The sequence below is a fragment of the Acetobacter indonesiensis genome (assembly GCF_000963945.1).
In the GTDB taxonomy this organism is placed as follows: Bacteria; Pseudomonadota; Alphaproteobacteria; order Acetobacterales; family Acetobacteraceae; genus Acetobacter; species Acetobacter indonesiensis.
Map to the genome: position 1 here is coordinate 49,398 of NZ_BAMW01000021.1, position 16,072 is coordinate 65,469.

General features: G+C 47.2%; 14 protein-coding genes. 12 read left to right on the top strand and 2 right to left on the bottom strand.

Annotated elements, in window-relative coordinates:
• The first annotated feature begins 91 nt into the window (after nucleotides 1-91).
• The 8 genes from Abin_RS07050 to Abin_RS07085 all read left to right on the top strand — a co-directional run bounded on the left by Abin_RS07050 (nucleotide 92) and on the right by Abin_RS07085 (nucleotide 10,820).
• Nucleotides 92-1,156 carry a glycosyltransferase family 4 protein gene (locus Abin_RS07050; RefSeq protein ID WP_048845651.1) on the top strand — a complete coding sequence of 355 codons (1,065 nt, stop codon included), beginning with the start codon at nucleotides 92-94 and terminating at the stop codon, nucleotides 1,154-1,156.
• Nucleotides 1,157-1,207: 51 nt separating this feature from the next.
• Nucleotides 1,208-2,311, top strand: coding sequence for a glycosyltransferase (locus Abin_RS07055; protein ID WP_158319896.1), 1,104 nt, complete (start codon nucleotides 1,208-1,210; stop codon nucleotides 2,309-2,311).
• An 11-nt stretch (nucleotides 2,312-2,322) separates the two neighbouring features.
• Entirely contained in the window at nucleotides 2,323-3,213 is an 891-nt protein-coding gene (locus Abin_RS07060; RefSeq protein WP_048845653.1) for a glucosamine inositolphosphorylceramide transferase family protein, read from the top strand.
• A gap of 400 nt (nucleotides 3,214-3,613) precedes the next feature.
• A complete protein-coding gene (locus Abin_RS07065; protein ID WP_370684439.1) occupies nucleotides 3,614-5,848 on the top strand; it encodes a TonB-dependent receptor in 2,235 nt (744 codons plus the stop codon).
• Between the two features lie 335 nt (nucleotides 5,849-6,183).
• On the top strand, nucleotides 6,184-6,978 hold the full coding sequence (locus tag Abin_RS07070; protein WP_084593521.1) for a polyprenol monophosphomannose synthase: 795 nt from the start codon (nucleotides 6,184-6,186) through the stop codon (nucleotides 6,976-6,978).
• A gap of 11 nt (nucleotides 6,979-6,989) precedes the next feature.
• Nucleotides 6,990-8,474, top strand: a complete 1,485-nt coding sequence (locus Abin_RS07075) for an ArnT family glycosyltransferase (protein WP_048845654.1) — start codon at nucleotides 6,990-6,992, stop codon at nucleotides 8,472-8,474.
• A gap of 217 nt (nucleotides 8,475-8,691) precedes the next feature.
• Nucleotides 8,692-9,474 carry a response regulator transcription factor gene (locus tag Abin_RS07080; RefSeq protein ID WP_052948182.1) on the top strand — a complete coding sequence of 261 codons (783 nt, stop codon included), beginning with the start codon at nucleotides 8,692-8,694 and terminating at the stop codon, nucleotides 9,472-9,474.
• Nucleotides 9,471-10,820, top strand: a complete 1,350-nt coding sequence (locus Abin_RS07085) for an ATP-binding protein (RefSeq protein ID WP_048845656.1) — start codon at nucleotides 9,471-9,473, stop codon at nucleotides 10,818-10,820. Before Abin_RS07080 ends, Abin_RS07085 begins: the two co-directional genes overlap by 4 nt.
• Nucleotides 10,821-10,898: 78 nt before the next feature.
• Here the strand turns inward: Abin_RS07085 and Abin_RS07090 are convergent, their stop codons facing one another.
• Nucleotides 10,899-11,240, bottom strand: coding sequence for a YegP family protein (locus Abin_RS07090; RefSeq protein WP_048845657.1), 342 nt, complete (start codon nucleotides 11,238-11,240; stop codon nucleotides 10,899-10,901).
• Nucleotides 11,241-11,892: 652 nt separating this feature from the next.
• Here Abin_RS07090 and Abin_RS07095 point away from each other — a divergent pair.
• Nucleotides 11,893-13,284, top strand: coding sequence for an NAD-dependent succinate-semialdehyde dehydrogenase (locus Abin_RS07095; protein WP_048845658.1), 1,392 nt, complete (start codon nucleotides 11,893-11,895; stop codon nucleotides 13,282-13,284).
• A gap of 194 nt (nucleotides 13,285-13,478) precedes the next feature.
• On the opposite strand, the gene Abin_RS07100 is transcribed toward Abin_RS07095, so the two are convergent.
• The gene (locus Abin_RS07100; RefSeq protein WP_048845659.1) at nucleotides 13,479-14,375 is read right to left on the bottom strand and encodes an ROK family protein; all 897 of its coding nucleotides are present in this window, start codon (nucleotides 14,373-14,375) and stop codon (nucleotides 13,479-13,481) included.
• Nucleotides 14,376-14,488: 113 nt separating this feature from the next.
• Between Abin_RS07100 and Abin_RS07105 the strand changes: the two genes are divergently transcribed.
• The 3 genes from Abin_RS07105 (at nucleotide 14,489) to Abin_RS07115 (ending at nucleotide 16,009) form a co-directional block, all read left to right on the top strand.
• Nucleotides 14,489-14,731 carry a sulfurtransferase TusA family protein gene (locus tag Abin_RS07105; protein ID WP_048845660.1) on the top strand — a complete coding sequence of 81 codons (243 nt, stop codon included), beginning with the start codon at nucleotides 14,489-14,491 and terminating at the stop codon, nucleotides 14,729-14,731.
• 77 nt (nucleotides 14,732-14,808) lie between these two features.
• Nucleotides 14,809-15,063, top strand: a complete 255-nt coding sequence (locus Abin_RS07110; RefSeq protein WP_370684436.1) for an exodeoxyribonuclease VII small subunit — start codon at nucleotides 14,809-14,811, stop codon at nucleotides 15,061-15,063.
• A 1-nt stretch (nucleotide 15,064) separates the two neighbouring features.
• Nucleotides 15,065-16,009, top strand: coding sequence for a polyprenyl synthetase family protein (locus Abin_RS07115; protein WP_371862232.1), 945 nt, complete (start codon nucleotides 15,065-15,067; stop codon nucleotides 16,007-16,009).
• Nucleotides 16,010-16,072 lie beyond the last annotated feature (63 nt).

Consider the following 16,072-nt stretch of genomic DNA (forward strand, 5'->3'; position numbering starts at 1 on the left):
AATTGACATATCGGGCAAAGTGCGGCAGAACTTCATTACATGCACGCCACAGGAAAAGCGTTATTTTTCAGCTTATTAAAGTATTTTTTAAATGAATATCGGGTTCGTCATTCACAACATTCACCTTATGGGTGGCACAGAACGATCCGCCTGCGCCGTCATGAATGGACTTGCAGACAAGGCGCAGATTCACCTGATAGAAGTTGCCGGAACAGATGCTCCCGCTTATCCTCTGGATCCTCGGATCAATCGCACCTGTTTGTTTACCCATCCTGTCTCACTTCTTAACTCGTGGCCTCGCCTTACCGTCAGGCTGGCACGACTGATCAGACGTCTGCGGCTAGATGCGCTGGTCATAGTGGAAAGCACACACGCCCTGTATGCCGTGCTCGCTGCCCGCATTGCTGGTGTCAGAAGCATCGTGTGGGAGCATTTCAACTTCAATGTGCTGCTGGGAAAGAAGAAGCGCGGCTGGGGCCGACGGGTTGCTGCACGATGGGCCAATGATGTCATTACACTGACCCAACGCGATATTGCATTGTGGACCGATGCAGCCTGCCCCAAAGCCCATATAACCTGTATTCCGAACATGGCTCCGGCTGCGTCAAACATCTTTTCGCCCACGGCGCATACAGTCATGGCGTTAGGACGCTTAACAACGCAAAAAGGGTTTGATCGGCTTCTCGCTGCTTGGCACCTGATTGAGGCCGATCCGCGCTCTACGGACTGGATGCTTCAGATAGTCGGGGAAGGCCCGCAACAGGCCAGTTTATCTCAGCAAGCTGAGGCCATGCAGCGCGTAAGAATTCAACCACCGACCAAGAACGTCGAAAAACTTTATGGTGACGCGGGTATCGTGGTCTCCTCATCACGCTATGAAGGCTTGCCCATGGTCCTGCTGGAGGCCTGCGCCTATGGTATTCCTGTCGTAGCTTTTGACTGTGAAACCGGACCTGCAGAAATTATCGCACATGGAGAAAGCGGCTATCTTGTGCCCCAAGGCGATATTAAAGGGCTGGCGGAAACACTCCTTCAGCTCATGGCGTCGCCTGCGTTGAGGCAAAAATTTTCCCAAGCCGCCAGCAAAAACAGTGACCGTTTCAGCAAGATCATGGTTATGCAGAAATGGACCACCCTTCTCAACATTCCGAACTGACGCCTGATAATGCCGCACCCTAGCAGAGCAACAAAGACCGCGATGCCTCGCTTGACCATCGGCATCGTTATTCATGATTTCAATCTGGGTGGGTCGGAACGGATTGCCATTCGACTAGCCAATTACTGGCGTGAGCAAGGGCATAACATTATAATTTTCTGTGGCCAGAAAAATGGCCAAATGCGCGACCTTCTTTCTAAAGACATCACTGTCATTCCTGCTTCACCTATCATTATACGGGGCAAAAATTCTGTTCGTGCTCTGGCACATGCAGCGAGAAAATATTTTTCCTCTCATCTGGTCGATTTTTGTTATATTCCCGGCAATTACCACTGGCAGGTGTCTCACCAGTTACAGAAAATAGCGCCAACGTCACGGCCAATTATTGTGTCACAAATTAGCTCGCTCATTTACAAACCAAAAAGAAAACTTATCTGTCAAAAAATATTTAATATTCGCATGAAGTATCTTTTGAAAAAGAGCGATATTGTTGTTGCTATGGATCCGTTAACGGCCAAGCAAAGCAATTCCATCCTTAAAAGAGACGATACTCTTACTATTCCTCTTCCTGCTTTGCCTATGCGCCCTTCTGTTCCTACGATTACCCACGCGCATACGCCTTATTCAGTTTTGGCAGCAGGTCGCCTGACCGAACAGAAGGGCTTTGACACGCTTATTAATGCCTTCCGACTTGTGGTCGATACGCACCCCGAAGCAAAACTAACTATTTGTGGAGAAGGTGAAGATCGCCCTGCACTGGAGGCACAGATAAAATCTCTTCATTTGGAAAATAATATCCATATTCAGGGATATGTTGCTGATATCACCCCCTATCTGCGCGAAAACTCCCTCTTTGTTCTTTCTTCGCGTCGCGAAGGATACGGCGCAGTTTTACTCGAAGCGCTAGATGCCGGCTGCCGTGTGGTGACTACCGACTGCACCCCCGCTATTCGCGATATCTTTATGAATACGCCAGCAGGAAGCGTTGTTCCTGTTGATAATGTTTCAGCGCTTTCAACCGCCATTATAAAAGAACTCTCTACTTTTTCTTCCGAAAGAACATCTCATTCTGCTCAAATGGATAGATACCGAATTAATGTGGGCGGGGATCTTTATCTCGATGCTGTGCGCTCAATTCAAAAGAGTATGCAGTAAGGGCTTATCTCATGGGACTCCGTAAAGATATCTGGAAAGTCTTTCTGGTAAAAAAAAGCCTTCAGGAAATTATGACATCGGGCTTTTTACCCGATACGGCTATCGATATAACCGGAGACCTCAAATTCTATACTTTTTTAGCTGACCCATTCGGACTTAAAGAAGATAATATTTTTTACATTTTTGCAGAATACTATGATTATAGAACGCGAAAAGGTATTATTGAGTGCCTTTCTTTTGATGAAAATATTACCTTGCGAGAAAGAAAAACCGTTCTTTCCGAACCCTGGCATCTTTCCTATCCCTACGTGTTCAAACAGGATGACTGCTTTTACCTTTTACCTGAAGCGTCAAAAAACAATAAATTAACTCTTTATCAGGCCTATATATTTCCTGATAAATGGGAAAAACTTTGCGACATTGATTTGGGTGGAGATATTGCTGTTGATGCCACACCATTTTTTCATAATGGCCTGTGGTGGCTTTTTTATATGCTGGCGACTAAGTCACCCGGTAGACAGCATGAACTTCATGTCGCTTATGCCTCTTGTTTAACCGGGCCATGGACACGCCATAAACAAAACCCAATACAAAAAGGGGCGGCATCATCCCGCCCTGGCGGCACGCCTATTATCTTACCGAATGGAAGCATCATTCTTCCCGTGCAGGACTGTCTAACGACCTATGGCCGCGGCATACGCCCCCTTATTTTTGAAGCCCTAACGCCCGACCATATTTGCTGCACCCCAGGATCACTCCTCAAAATACCGACCTCATTAGCCCCCTATAATGAAGGCCTTCATACGCTCTCCAGTATTGGCGATATGACGCTCATTGACGCAAAAAAAACTGATCTTTCAGCAAAAGGTATAGTTTTACAAATTCTTCGCGAACTTAAATAATACCCATTAAATTCATTTTTTATCTTCAGAGAGAATTAAAAACAAAACCAAAGTTTTAATCCCTCCTTCGAACTCTACCGTATTTTTGCACCATCACTCATTATAACCCTTACACTATTTTTTATAGCATATTGCATATTTCAAAAAAGTTTGCTTTCTTGAGCTTCCTATTTTTTTCAACATCCTTACGAGCATCCAAATGCGGCACCCAGCTTAAGTAACCTCCTTAACCGTCCATCGTCATGTTCCAGTTAAGACGCTCTCTCTTCACTTGGCCCCTCCCCTACCTACGGAATTAAGTTCTGTAGGTTACGTTGTTTTACCTATTTTCTGTAAAGGCACTTTCCAAATGCGCAATCCTAATTATAGTATATGCTATAATTATAAGCACAATCGTTCTATGTTGTTTCCTCGACCTATACCTTATAAATTGTCCTGTTTGGTTGGAGCGAGTTGCCTGTTATGTGCCCTCAGCACACACCCAGCCTATGCTGCCTCTCCTCTGGTGGAGAAAAGCAACGATAAGAACGCTGTTATCAGTGAAAAGAAACAGAAGACTGACGCTACCAAACTTGATGACAAGAAGCCTAAAGAAAGTGTTCTTGTTGTAGGACACCTTAACCGCGAACGGGCCCGTATATTTCCGGGGTTAGGGGCAGTTGATTACACCATTGATCAGAAACAGATTGCCGCAACCCCACAAGGCCAGAATGCGGCGTTCAACCAGATTCTTCTACGCGTGCCAGGTGTGGTTCTTGATAGCTATGGAGAGGTCCACGTTCGCGGCGAACATGGTGGTCTAACTTACCGGGTGAATGGTGTGTTACTACCCGAAGGGCTAAATGGGTTTGGGCAGGAACTCGATACCCGCATCATTCAATCTGTTGACTTACTGACTGGCACCCTACCCGCTCAATTTGGGTTCCGCACTGCTGGTGTTGTCGATGTTACAACCAAAACGGGCTCCAGCCTGAAACATAACCAGTTGTCTTTATATGGCGGCAGTTACAATACCTTTGTGCCGTCTCTCCAACTTGGTGGCCAGAAGGGCAAACTTGATTATTTTACAACCTTTTCCTTCACGCATAATACAATAGGTATTGAAAACCCGACCGCCAGTTTTCGGCCGGTCCATGACCTGACACAACAAGGGAAAGCGTTTTCATATCTGTCCTATCACATTGATGACGCCAACCGCGTTACACTCCTGACCAGCGCATCTTATGCTGATTTTGAGATACCGAATTCATTCAAAACCTTTGACATAACAAGCCCGAACTATACTCCAATCTATGATGTAGCCGGCGTTGATCCTCACACACCAGAAATGAACTGGGCAAAACTGGACGATAGCCAGACGGAGCAAAATTATTATGCTGTTGTTTCATATCAACACAGTGAAGATAAACTAAATTTTCAGCTCTCTCCTTACTTCCGATATGGGCGCATTGATTACAAACCTGATCCTGTTAGAGATCTTATTTATCAAGGCGCTTCCGAGCACGAGGTTAACGACTTCACAACCGGCGGTGCTCAGTTTGACCTATCTTATGACATAGCAAAACATCACACGCTTCGTTTTGGTCTGCTTGGCCAATATACCGCTGAAAAGCTGCAAACAAATACGCTTGCTTTCCTGACGGATGAAGCTGGTAACCAGGCATCAAACGTGCCAACCAGAATTATTGACAATACAGGAAACTGGTCTGTCGAAGCTGGAGCCTACCTTCAGGACGAATATAAAGTCACATCCAATCTGACATTTAACTATGGCATCCGCTATGATCGTTTCGCGTCTTCTTTCGGGAACGAGGGGCAACTTAGCCCCCGCGCTAACATGGTCTGGAAGCCAACACGCACAACCACCTTGCATATTGGTTACTCGCGTTACTTTGCGCCTCCTTCACCCCAGTTTGTCTATTCCTCCACACTTGCCCGTTTTCAAGGCACAACAAATGCCGCTGAAAACACCCTGAATACCCCCACCAAAGTAGAAAAATCGCATTATGTCGATGCTGGTATTTTACAAAAAATAACTCCTAATTTTCAGATTACGATAGATGCCTATAGTAAATGGGCGCACGACCTGACCGACCTGGGCCAATTTGGTAGAGCCGTCATACTCGCACCCTTCAGCTACAAACGTGGACGCGTCTATGGTGCAGAGTTCGGCAGTTCATGGCGGCGTGGGCACTGGTCTGTGTTTGGAAACTTTTCATTCGTGAAAACATCCGCGCGCGATATTAATTCTGCCCAATATCAATTTAGCGTCGAGGAGCTATCCTACATCAAAAACCACGCTATACAGCTTGACCACCAAGGCCTTTATACCGCAACCGCTGGTGTCTCATACGCCACCAAGCATGACATGGCTTACGTCGATTTTGTTTACGGAAACGGTTTAAGAAGCGGCTTTGCCAACCAGGAAAAAGAGCCCGAATATGACGTGTTCAACATTGGATATGAACACACATTCACCCACGTCCCAATCGGACATGCCTTCAAATTAAGGGCCGACATCGTCAATCTCTTTGATAAACGATACCAGTTACGAGACGGCAGTGGCGTTGGTATTTATCAGGCGCAATATGGTCAGCGCCGGGGAGCATATTTTTCTGCAGTTTCAGAATTTTGATAAAAACTTTTAGGTTATTGTTCGGCTAAAAATTAAGGAAAGACTGTCCCTTTTGCTGCGGCAGTCTTTCCCATTTCTTACTTTACTCTTCACTCTGCAATACATTTCGACTTACGACGCTTTTCGCATCAGTCAAATAGTCATGAATCAGACACAAAACGTGGTGTGTCTATTTTGATAAGCATAGACCCAATCTTTGCCACACATTTTTCACCTTATAAGCACACATTATGTGAGGCTTAATACTATGCTTGTCTATACTTACAAAAACTTTGGTTTATTTTATTCATTAGAATTTATTGATTAGAGATTTTTTGTTTGTGGATAATGTAATAATGTCTAGCACGCTAACCAGCATCCCAAATCTAAAAACAGATACTTTCAAGAAAATAGTCGCTGATACACATCTTACTAATGGCACGACTGTCAGCATCATTGTCCCGTGTTATAATGAAGTAGATAATATTAACCCCTTCATTACTGCTATAAAAAATTGTGACCTTCCCTATAATTGGGAAATCATTTTTGTCGATGATAACTCACCCGATGGGACAACAGAGGTTGTTAGACACTGCGCGGCGCTAGACCCACGCATCCGAGGCATCCGTCGCCTTCATCGAAAAGGCCTCGCTTCAGCAGTTATTGAGGGCGTTCTCTCTTCTTCCGCTTCCCTTGCTGTCGTTATGGACGGGGATCTCCAACACGACGAAGCCTGTATTAAACCCATGCTGCATGAAATTTGTGAGAATGGGTATGATCTGGCGGTTGCCAGCCGTATGGTGGCAGGTGGCACCAACGACGGCCTGAAAAATAACTGGAGACGCGCTTTGTCTCTTGTTGGGTGCTTTGTAAGCAAGCTACTTTTACCCGTTGCCTTAAAAGACCCAATGAGTGGCTTTTTTGCATTCAAACGTGACCTGTTTGAAGAAGCAGCCCCCAGAATGACGGGAAGTGGATTCAAAATATTATTGGATTTTATTTTTACGTCGAAACCTACTTTGAAAATAAAAGAAGTGCCTATGGTTTTCCGTCCCCGGCTGCATGGGGAAAGTAAACTTGACCTTAAGGTTTCTCTGAAACTCATCACATTTCTTGTCAGAAGCAGAATGAAAAAACAGAATACTATTTAAGGATTGTTCCAATGAATATTTTGGCAAAATCGTATCTCAATAAGAAAAATTATTTTTATTTTATAATATTTATATTTGCCATTTTTTCCCGGGCCTCCTCTCTTAACAATCCGCTGATTGATGTCGATGAAGGATTTTATCTCTTTACGGGGGGGCAATTACTGCATGGTTATTTTCCATTTGTCGATATATGGGATCGCAAACCATTCGGGTTGTTTTTGATTTATGCTTTTTTTCATTTATTCGGTGCTTACAGAATAATCGCATATCAAATTGGTGCCACAGTATGCGTTATGCTTACGGCAATTTTTATTATGAAAATGGCCAGAACCATCGCATCCTCTACAGGTGCCTTAATTTCTTCTCTCCTTTATGTATCTTACTTAAATATTGCGGGGGGGGAAGGCGGCCAATCGCCCATTTTCTATAATTTGATTGTCTGCGCAGCACTATACATTCTTTCAAAATATATTGTTAACGACAAATATAATACTCAAAATCTTTGTCATACTGCCTATAAAGTGATGTTTCTATTTGGTATTGCATTACAGATAAAATACACAACAGTTTTCGAAGGTGTATTTTCTGGCTGTTTCCTGATATCGATACTCTACAAAAAAACACGCTCCATAGAAAAAGTTATTACTCAAAGCCTCGTATGGATTCTTATAGCAGTCCTCCCAACCGTTTCTGTGGCAGTCTTTTATTTTGCGTTTGGCTATGGTCATGAATGGTGGTTTGCCAACATAAATTCTATTTTCCACCGGGGGCACCGCCCGCCAGAAATCGTCAGACATCAAGCCATCAAACTCTCATTGATGGTTATTCCTCTGGTTATTAGCATCCCTTTCAGGCGTTTTTTTAGCCCAAAGATGAGCAAATGCCAGAAATCATGCTCTCTATTTCTTAATTTATGGGCCTGCTCTGCTCTATTGGGCGTAATCGTTTTCGGTAGTTGGTATACGCATTACGCTCTCCCTCTTTTCCCACCACTTTGTATAGCTTGTGCGCCATTATGGAACAAAAATGCAGGAAAAGTCTGGCTTTCTCTTCTTCTTTGTTATTCAACCGTAAAAGGGCAGGTCACTGTTGCAAAGCATCAGAGCACAAGAGGAGATAATACACTTTTCCACACTATTTTACGCACCATGAATAGTCAGAAAGGATGCCTGTTTATCTATAGTGGATCACCTATTTTTTATGACTTTTATAATTTCTGCTATCTGACGACACGCCCCTTCCCTGGTCACTTTCATGAACTGATTGAACAGGACGCAACAGGCATGCAGCCAGCGAAGGAAATAACACGTATTCTTGCCGGAAACCCCCTATACATCATGTCTCGGGAACCTGCACTTGCGGGTGAAAATACGGACGTTCGCCGCATATTATATCAAAAACTAGATACTGATTATCATCTGGTGTTCAAAGCACCTCAAGGCGATACCTCTCTGACACTCTATCAGCTAAATACGCCCGCTGCCGCCATTCACTAACGTTTACACTAAAAGTATTTATTTTCATTTTTGACATAAAGTCGTGCCCGGACAGCATTGGCGTGATTTTTCATAAAATTACGCCTACAATTCCAGATAAGCGCTTTGTTAATACCACATACGGACAGTCTTATTGGAACAGCCTTACCAGTTTGTTTCTCTATTTTTACGCTTTCACGTTATGGTATCAAGCTAGTTTATCACCCTGAGGTACGCATTGTCAGAACATAACCCAAGCTCTCCGGCTGCCCCTTTGATAGAAGATCAGTCATCGCCGTCCGGCACCCATACTCCGCATATTCTGGTAGTTGAGGATGACCCTGAAATATGTGGCTTGCTGCAACGCTATCTCCAGCGCTTGGGTTATACAGTTTCTACTGCCATTAATCTGGCAGGGGTCATTACCGCTCAGCAGAAAGCCCCGATTGATCTGACACTTCTTGACCTGATGCTGCCCGAAGAAGACGGGCAAACCATTTGCCGGCATCTACGCCAATTTTCTTTGTCGCGTATCATCATGGTTAGTGCGCTTAATGATTTACGAGACCGCATTTCCGGCCTGGACTTGGGCGCTGATGATTATGTTTCCAAACCGTTCGACCTTGAAGAACTCGCGGCGCGTATTCGCGCTATTCTCAGACGTGCCGCAACACCGGTTGCAACTTCTGCAACAGAAGCGGTATTGCAGTATCGTTTTGATAACTGGCTTTTTGAACCAGCAAAACGCGCACTTTACGGTAAAACAGGTATTCGGGTTGCGCTAACAGGCTCAGAAACTGATCTGCTGCTCATCCTGTGCCAGAATATGCATCGTGTTTTTACACGAGAAGAACTGCTGTCACGAATGCATGGGGATGAAAAGAACATAGACCCCCGCGCCATTGACCTGCTGATAAGCCGCCTGCGCCGTAAACTGTCACATGAAGGCCGCCAGCTTGAACTGATCCGAACCATTCGTGGAGATGGCTATATCTTCGATCCCGACGATATCAGACCATGAAAAAATTTCGTCGTCTCTACCCTCACACCATTTACGGTCAGATGGTCATGCTCGTTTCTTTGAGCATGATCCTGACCTTAAGCGTTATTTCTTTTTTGCTCTATCAGTTCCGCCCCGTTATGCCCCCTGTCCCGCCGGGTCCTTGGGCCAACGCACAGGCTATGGAAACAGGGATTCAGGCACTTCAGGCAGCACCGCTTGCAACTCGGGAAGCGATTGCAAAAAAAATTTCTAATTCTGAAATTACCTTTTCCGTTACTGTTCCCTTACCTTGTGAAGAAGTCCCGGTTGATCATCTTGCCGAACTCCTCCACCGTATTCTCCTCTCCCGTCTGGATATGAGCGAGCGCCAAATCCAGCTCAAAAGCTGCGCGCCAGATGAGTCTGGGCGACCATCTTCTTATATCTACCTGCCAGAAGGCACGATTAGTATTCGTGCTTACAATTTTCCCCATATCCATTTTCATCACTTCATGCATTTGACGACACCTCTCATGGTGTCTTTCCTGTCATTATTAAGCATTACTTTGTCTTTAACATTCTGGAGCATCTGGTATATCAGCCGCCCCCTGCGTAACATCGCTAAAGGTGCAGATGCGTTTGGGTACGATATCGCGCCTGATCCTTTACCCGAACAAGGCCCCACAGAAGTCAAGCGCCTCACACGTGCGTTTAACCGCATGCAGGCCCGTATTGCGGCTTCTGTAGAAGAGCGTACCCGCATGCTGATTGCCATCGGGCATGATCTGCGCACACCTTTAACACGCCTGTTCATGCGGCTGGAAATTGGCGGAGAAGAAGCGTCACCCCAAGCGTTGCATCATGATTTAACGCTTATGAACAAAATGCTAAATGGCGCCCTCTACTTCTTGCGCGAGCAGACAGAGGCAGAAAAGCCCGAGCGGACAGATCTTGCCTCTCTGCTTGAAAGCTTAAGCATGGAGTATAGTGCTGTTGGTAGAAACGTAACCTACAAAGGCCCGTCAGACCTTATTTGTGTGTGCCAGACAACAGCTTTGGAACGTGCTTTAAGCAATCTTGTCGATAACGGCCTAAAATACGGGTCAGAAGTCTCCATCCATCTTGAAAGCGACACACGTCACGCCATTATCACGATATGCGATGATGGTCCCGGTATCCCGGATGCGCAGCTTCCCTCTGCTTTATTGCCATTTTACAGACTGGATCCCGCCCGTGCATCCGATGGAGGTCTTGGTCTGGGTTTGTCTATTGCAGAAGCCATTGTCAGTCGGCACCAAGGAAAGCTCGTTTTGAGCAACGTCAAGCCTCATGGCCTTCAGGCACAGATTACCTTACCACTACACAATTCGAAGCTGACCGCCTGAAAATTGAGGCCACAGTTTAAAGCGCTGTCAAAAGAAAATATATGACGAAGGCAGGGGTTAATGCCTTCGTCACCCTACTCATGCGGCCGCAGTTAAATCTACAATCGTAGCCGTTGGGGCATTATTCTTGACGGATTCAATACCTGCGTCACGTGCTGAAGTGCTATTGTAAAGTTCGCTCGTCCCAATAATCTGGCCGTTAGCTGCCTTCAGATTAAACATTGGTTTTGACGAGGTAGACACTTTTTTCTCGTAATGCGCCTCAATCGGCGCATTCTTCTTTACAGAGTCAATGCCATTTTCGACGCTGGCTTTCTGCTTATACCCTTCACTGACAAGGATAATTTCGCCGTTTCCTGCTTTAAGGCGAAACCGATATTCCTCGGCTTTGTCTTTGTAGAGTTCGAATTTGCCAACCATGCCCCAGAAACCTCCTTTGAAATTTACAAGGTAAGGTATTTTACCCATATCTAATTAAAAATAAAATTAAGGATAAATTACGCCGAAAAAACGATGACAAATCGTTATTTCCGATAAAAATGTGGACCTGCAATTCTCAATTTGAGATCACAGAAACGTTATTGCTTTTTCGGCCAGACAACATCCCATGTCTAAGCCAAATTTTGATTTTGAAAGAATATTACACTCCGACCATCCTTGACAGCAGGACGTTGCGTTGTAACAATCCCCACCCTACCAAATCGATCTTTCATTCCACTTTTGTCACAGCATGAGCAGTCAAGACCCCCTATGGCTATTGTAACTCTTATCCTTCATACTACGTTAGTAAGTGATACGCTGCTTGCTCACTAAGGGTAATTTACAGTTCCGTATCAGGTCAGGTCGGAACCCCGACAGCAGCCACATGTTGATATATAAAAGAGGTCCAAGACTGGCGGAAAGATTATTACATTACAGTCAAATCATGTTGCCCTCGGGTGTGACATCTTCTCAATTTCATGTACCCAACACATGAAGCCTCTTTGACGGAAGAAACGTAAGATGTCCTTTTTTAAGGATACCGGTTCTTCTGCCTTCGTTTTTGAACTCTCAGCACCGGATTTATGGAACTATGGCTTACGCAACAACCAATCCCTACACTGGTGAAACGGTAAAAACGTTCCCTGAAGCAACTGATGCAGAAATCAAAGTTGCTCTGGATGATGCCTACGAAGCGTTTAAAAGCTGGCGTAACGTCTCCTTTGCCGAACGCGCAAAGGTTATGACCGCAGCGGCAAACATTCTTCGTCGTGACATTGATAAATATGCCAAGTTGCTGACGCTTGAAATGGGCAAGCTTTACGAAGAAGCAAAGCTTGAAACCATTCTGTCAGCCGAAATTTTTGAATACTACGCAAAAAATGCCGAAAATCTGCTGAAGCCAGAAGATCTGCCGGTAGCGGACCCCAAGGAAGGCAAAGCGGTTCTGGTTCACCAGCCGCAGGGCATTGTATTCGCCATTGAACCCTGGAACTTCCCTTACTACCAGATTGCCCGCATCATTGCGCCACAGCTTTCTGCCGGTAACACTGTTCTTCTGAAGCATGCCTCCAACGTGCCCCAGAGCGCTGCGATTTTTGATGATCTGATGCTGGAAGCTGGCCTGCCAAAAGGCGCATTCCGCAACCTCTATGCAGCCCGTCACCACACTGAAGTCATCCTGAATGACCCTCGCGTCTGCGGTGTGGCTTTGACTGGGTCTGAAGGTGCTGGTGCTATTGTTGCCAGTGTTGCTGGTAAGGCTCTGAAAAAAGCCACCATGGAACTGGGCGGTGCGGATGCTTTCATCGTTCTGGAAGATGCAGACGTTGAAAAGTCTGCAAAATGGGCTGCTTTCGGCCGTCACTGGAACGCCGGACAGGTTTGCGTATCTTCCAAGCGCCTGATCGTTGTTGATTCCGTTTACGACCAGTTCCTGGAAATCTACAAAGCAGAAGTTGCCAAGTTGAAAGCTGGTGACCCAATGGACCCAGCAACCACGCTCGCTCCTCTGTCTTCCCAGAAAGCGGCTGATGACCTGAAAGCTCAGGTTGAAGAAGCAAAGAAGCATGGTGCTGTGGTTGAAGTTATCGGTGCGCCAGTGCCTGAAAAAGGTGCCTTCTTCCAGCCTCTGCTGATGACCAATCTGCATGAGAACAATGAAGCCCGTCACTGGGAGTTCTTTGGCCCCGTAACGCAGCTTTATCGCGCCAAGGACGAAGCAGACGCCATTCGCATTGCCAATGACTCACCCTTTGGTCTTGGTGGCTCTGTCTTTACCAAAGACACTGCACGCGGCGTGAAAGTGGCTGAACAGATTCACACTGGTATGGTGTATGTAAACCACCCGACAATGGTGAAGGCGGATCTACCGTTCGGTGGTGTTGCACGGTCAGGCTATGGCCGTGAACTGATCGGTTTGGGCATCAAAGAGTTTGTTAACCACAAGCTTATTGACGTCGTTGATATCGACGCACCGTTCTAACTGATTATGGGCACTCCTTGAAATCAGGGAGTGCCCTAAATTGGGTTTTTGATTTTTCTGGAAAACGGCCTGATTTCTGTCAGGCCGTTTTCTTTTTTCCGATCACGAAATTGAACCGGGATACGGACCAACTCGATAACGAGAGAGACTTGGTCAGCCTCTCAGGCCATTTCCATGCTTAACGAATGGAAGGGTTAATTACCCCACAACCATGCTGCGCCACGCACACCAGAACTATCACCGTGTTTGTTTTTCAACAGTTCGGTGTTGCACTCTGGCGTAATAGCGTAACGCTTCATGACGTCTGGTACTTTGTCATAAATCGTCTGAAGGTTTGATACACCGCCACCTAACACAATGGCGTCTGGGTCAAGCATATTCACAACCAATGCACATGCACGGCCTAGACGATCCACATACAGGTCAAGAGCCCGGATTGCGGCTTCATCGCCAGATGCTGCGGCTTCCTCTATCCCTTGAGTGCTCCGCTCACCAGGGCCTTTCCATGATTCTGCCAGCGCCGACCCACACAGAAAACGCTCCAGGCAGCCAGAATTACCACAGAAGCATTTTGGCATCGGGAACTCTTCTTCCCTAACCCAAGGTAGCGGAATATGCCCCCATTCCCCGGCAATGTGATGTAGGCCCGTCATGGGCTCCCCATTCACAATAATGCCGCCGCCAACACCGGAGCCAAGGATAACGCCAAACACCACTTTGCGGCCTGCTGCGGCCCCGTCGATGGCTTCCGACAGCGCAAAACAGTTGGCGTCATTCTCTACACGGACAGGACAACCGAGAGCTTTTTCCAGGTCATCCCCAAAAGGCCGACCATTGAGCCAAGTGGCATTAGCATTTTTGACGCAACGCGTACGGGCATCAATTGCCCCCGGTATACCAATACCCAGCGTTGCGGCTGGGCTGGTTTCGGCCTTTGCCGCATCAACCATCTGCTGGATTTTGACTAAAAGCGCGTCGTAGGAGCCAGGATTAGGCTCCCGGTGCCGTATGAGAATTTCCCCAGCAGGGTCGAGAGCTGCAATTTCGATCTTAGTACCCCCAAGATCGATTCCAAGGCGATAATCTGACATATAGCGACCTAACGTCTCTTCCGGCTAAAACAACGCGATTGCCATGAGGCATGGGATAATTCAGTGAAATATGCAATCACACATCTTTGTCTCTCTATACAAGGCTATGTGTCATGAATGAGGCTCTTCTTGATGCGCGGGGGTTAAGTTGCCCCATCCCGGTTTTAAAGGCCAACCGTCTTCTTCGTTCCATGGACGCAGGCGGAAGATTACGGGTTCTGACAACCGACCGCGCCTCAATTGTTGATTTTCAGGTTTTTTGTCGTGAAACAGGGCATGCTCTTGTGGCTTTCACAGACGAAAATGGCACCCTTTCCTTCACAATCAGACGGCGCGCAGACATACCGCAGTCGTAAGGGCGGTATGTTTTCTAAGCTGATCTGCGTCACAAGACTTGGCAGACACCCTGTTATCGGAGTAATGCCTGCGCCTCATGACGGATAGGAAGACCTGCGCCATGGCGGATAACATCAAGTCTCTGTCTTTCGAGGATGCGCTCTCCGAACTGGAGAAAATTGTGCGTGGCCTGGAAGGCGGCCAGTTAAAGCTGGAAGAAGCCATTGCATCGTACGAGCGCGGGGCGGCCTTACGCCAGCATTGTGAAACCAAGCTGAGCGAGGCGGAGGCCCGCGTTCAGGCGATCGTCCAGAAGGCCAATGGGTCTCTGGACATGAAACCTATGGATTGAGATGCCAATGACTGACCAGACAACCGTCTCTTCTCCGCAGACAGAGTCATCATCCAACGCAGCGTCGTTGCGTAACGATATGGCAACCCGCGCCAAGCTGGTTGAAGCCACCATTGACCAGCTTCTGCCTGTAACCACCGGTGGCGATGCACGGCTTATTGACGCAATGCGTTACGCCACACTGGGCGGCGGCAAGCGCCTTCGTGGTTATCTGGCAGTAGAGACCGCAAGCCTGTTTGGAGTGCCGGAAGCGCAATCAGCCCGTGTTGGCGCTTCAGTTGAAATGCTGCACGCCTATTCATTGGTGCATGACGATCTTCCCGCAATGGATGATGATGATCTGCGGCGCGGCCAGCCGTCCACACACCGTAAATTTGACGAGGCAACCGCTATTCTGGCGGGCGATGCCCTGCAAACCAAGGCCTTTGAAATTCTGGCTGATGCCCAGACGCACAAGAACGCGGATGTTCGTATTGCCCTGATTTCTGCTTTTGCCAGTGCCTCTGGTGCGGCTGGCATGGTTGGTGGTCAGATGATTGATATGGAAGGCGAAGGCCGGGCCCTGCCGCTTGACGAAGTCCGTCACCTGCATGCGCTTAAAACTGGCTGCCTGATCCGGTACTCCGCTGAATCTGGTGCCATTCTGGGCCAAGCCGATGCAGATCTGCAAAGCCGCCTGCGGTCCTACGGGGCCAATATCGGCGCAGCCTTCCAGATTGCTGATGACGTTCTGGATGCAACCGCCACGGCTGAAGAACTTGGCAAGACCGCAGGTAAGGACGAAGCCTCTGGCAAGTCCACCTTTGTCGCGTTGCTGGGCATTGACGGCGCACGGGCCGAAGCCGAACGGCTGACCAAACTGGCCATTGAAGACCTTGCTCCTTTCGGAGCCAAAGCCGACCGCCTGAAGGCGCTGGCCTATTACGTGATTGAACGCAGGAACTAAGTCATGTCAGATCAGACTCCCCCCGTCTCTGTAAGTGGTCCGAGCATTCCGACGCTGGGTCGT

Excerpts from the sequence above, each read along its gene's own strand:
- Abin_RS07050 (WP_048845651.1), top strand. The coding sequence starts at position 92 with ATGAATATCGGGTTCGTCATTCACAACATTCACCTTATGGGTGGCACA.
- Abin_RS07060 (WP_048845653.1), top strand. The coding sequence starts at position 2,323 with ATGGGACTCCGTAAAGATATCTGGAAAGTCTTTCTGGTAAAAAAAAGC.
- Abin_RS07065 (WP_370684439.1), top strand. The coding sequence starts at position 3,614 with ATGTTGTTTCCTCGACCTATACCTTATAAATTGTCCTGTTTGGTTGGA.
- Abin_RS07070 (WP_084593521.1), top strand. The coding sequence starts at position 6,184 with ATGTCTAGCACGCTAACCAGCATCCCAAATCTAAAAACAGATACTTTC.
- Abin_RS07075 (WP_048845654.1), top strand. The coding sequence starts at position 6,990 with ATGAATATTTTGGCAAAATCGTATCTCAATAAGAAAAATTATTTTTAT.
- Abin_RS07085 (WP_048845656.1), top strand. The coding sequence starts at position 9,471 with ATGAAAAAATTTCGTCGTCTCTACCCTCACACCATTTACGGTCAGATG.
- Abin_RS07090 (WP_048845657.1), bottom strand. The coding sequence starts at position 11,240 with ATGGTTGGCAAATTCGAACTCTACAAAGACAAAGCCGAGGAATATCGG.
- Abin_RS07095 (WP_048845658.1), top strand. The coding sequence starts at position 11,893 with ATGGCTTACGCAACAACCAATCCCTACACTGGTGAAACGGTAAAAACG.
- Abin_RS07100 (WP_048845659.1), bottom strand. The coding sequence starts at position 14,375 with ATGTCAGATTATCGCCTTGGAATCGATCTTGGGGGTACTAAGATCGAA.
- Abin_RS07105 (WP_048845660.1), top strand. The coding sequence starts at position 14,489 with ATGAATGAGGCTCTTCTTGATGCGCGGGGGTTAAGTTGCCCCATCCCG.
- Abin_RS07110 (WP_370684436.1), top strand. The coding sequence starts at position 14,809 with ATGACGGATAGGAAGACCTGCGCCATGGCGGATAACATCAAGTCTCTG.
- Abin_RS07115 (WP_371862232.1), top strand. The coding sequence starts at position 15,065 with ATGCCAATGACTGACCAGACAACCGTCTCTTCTCCGCAGACAGAGTCA.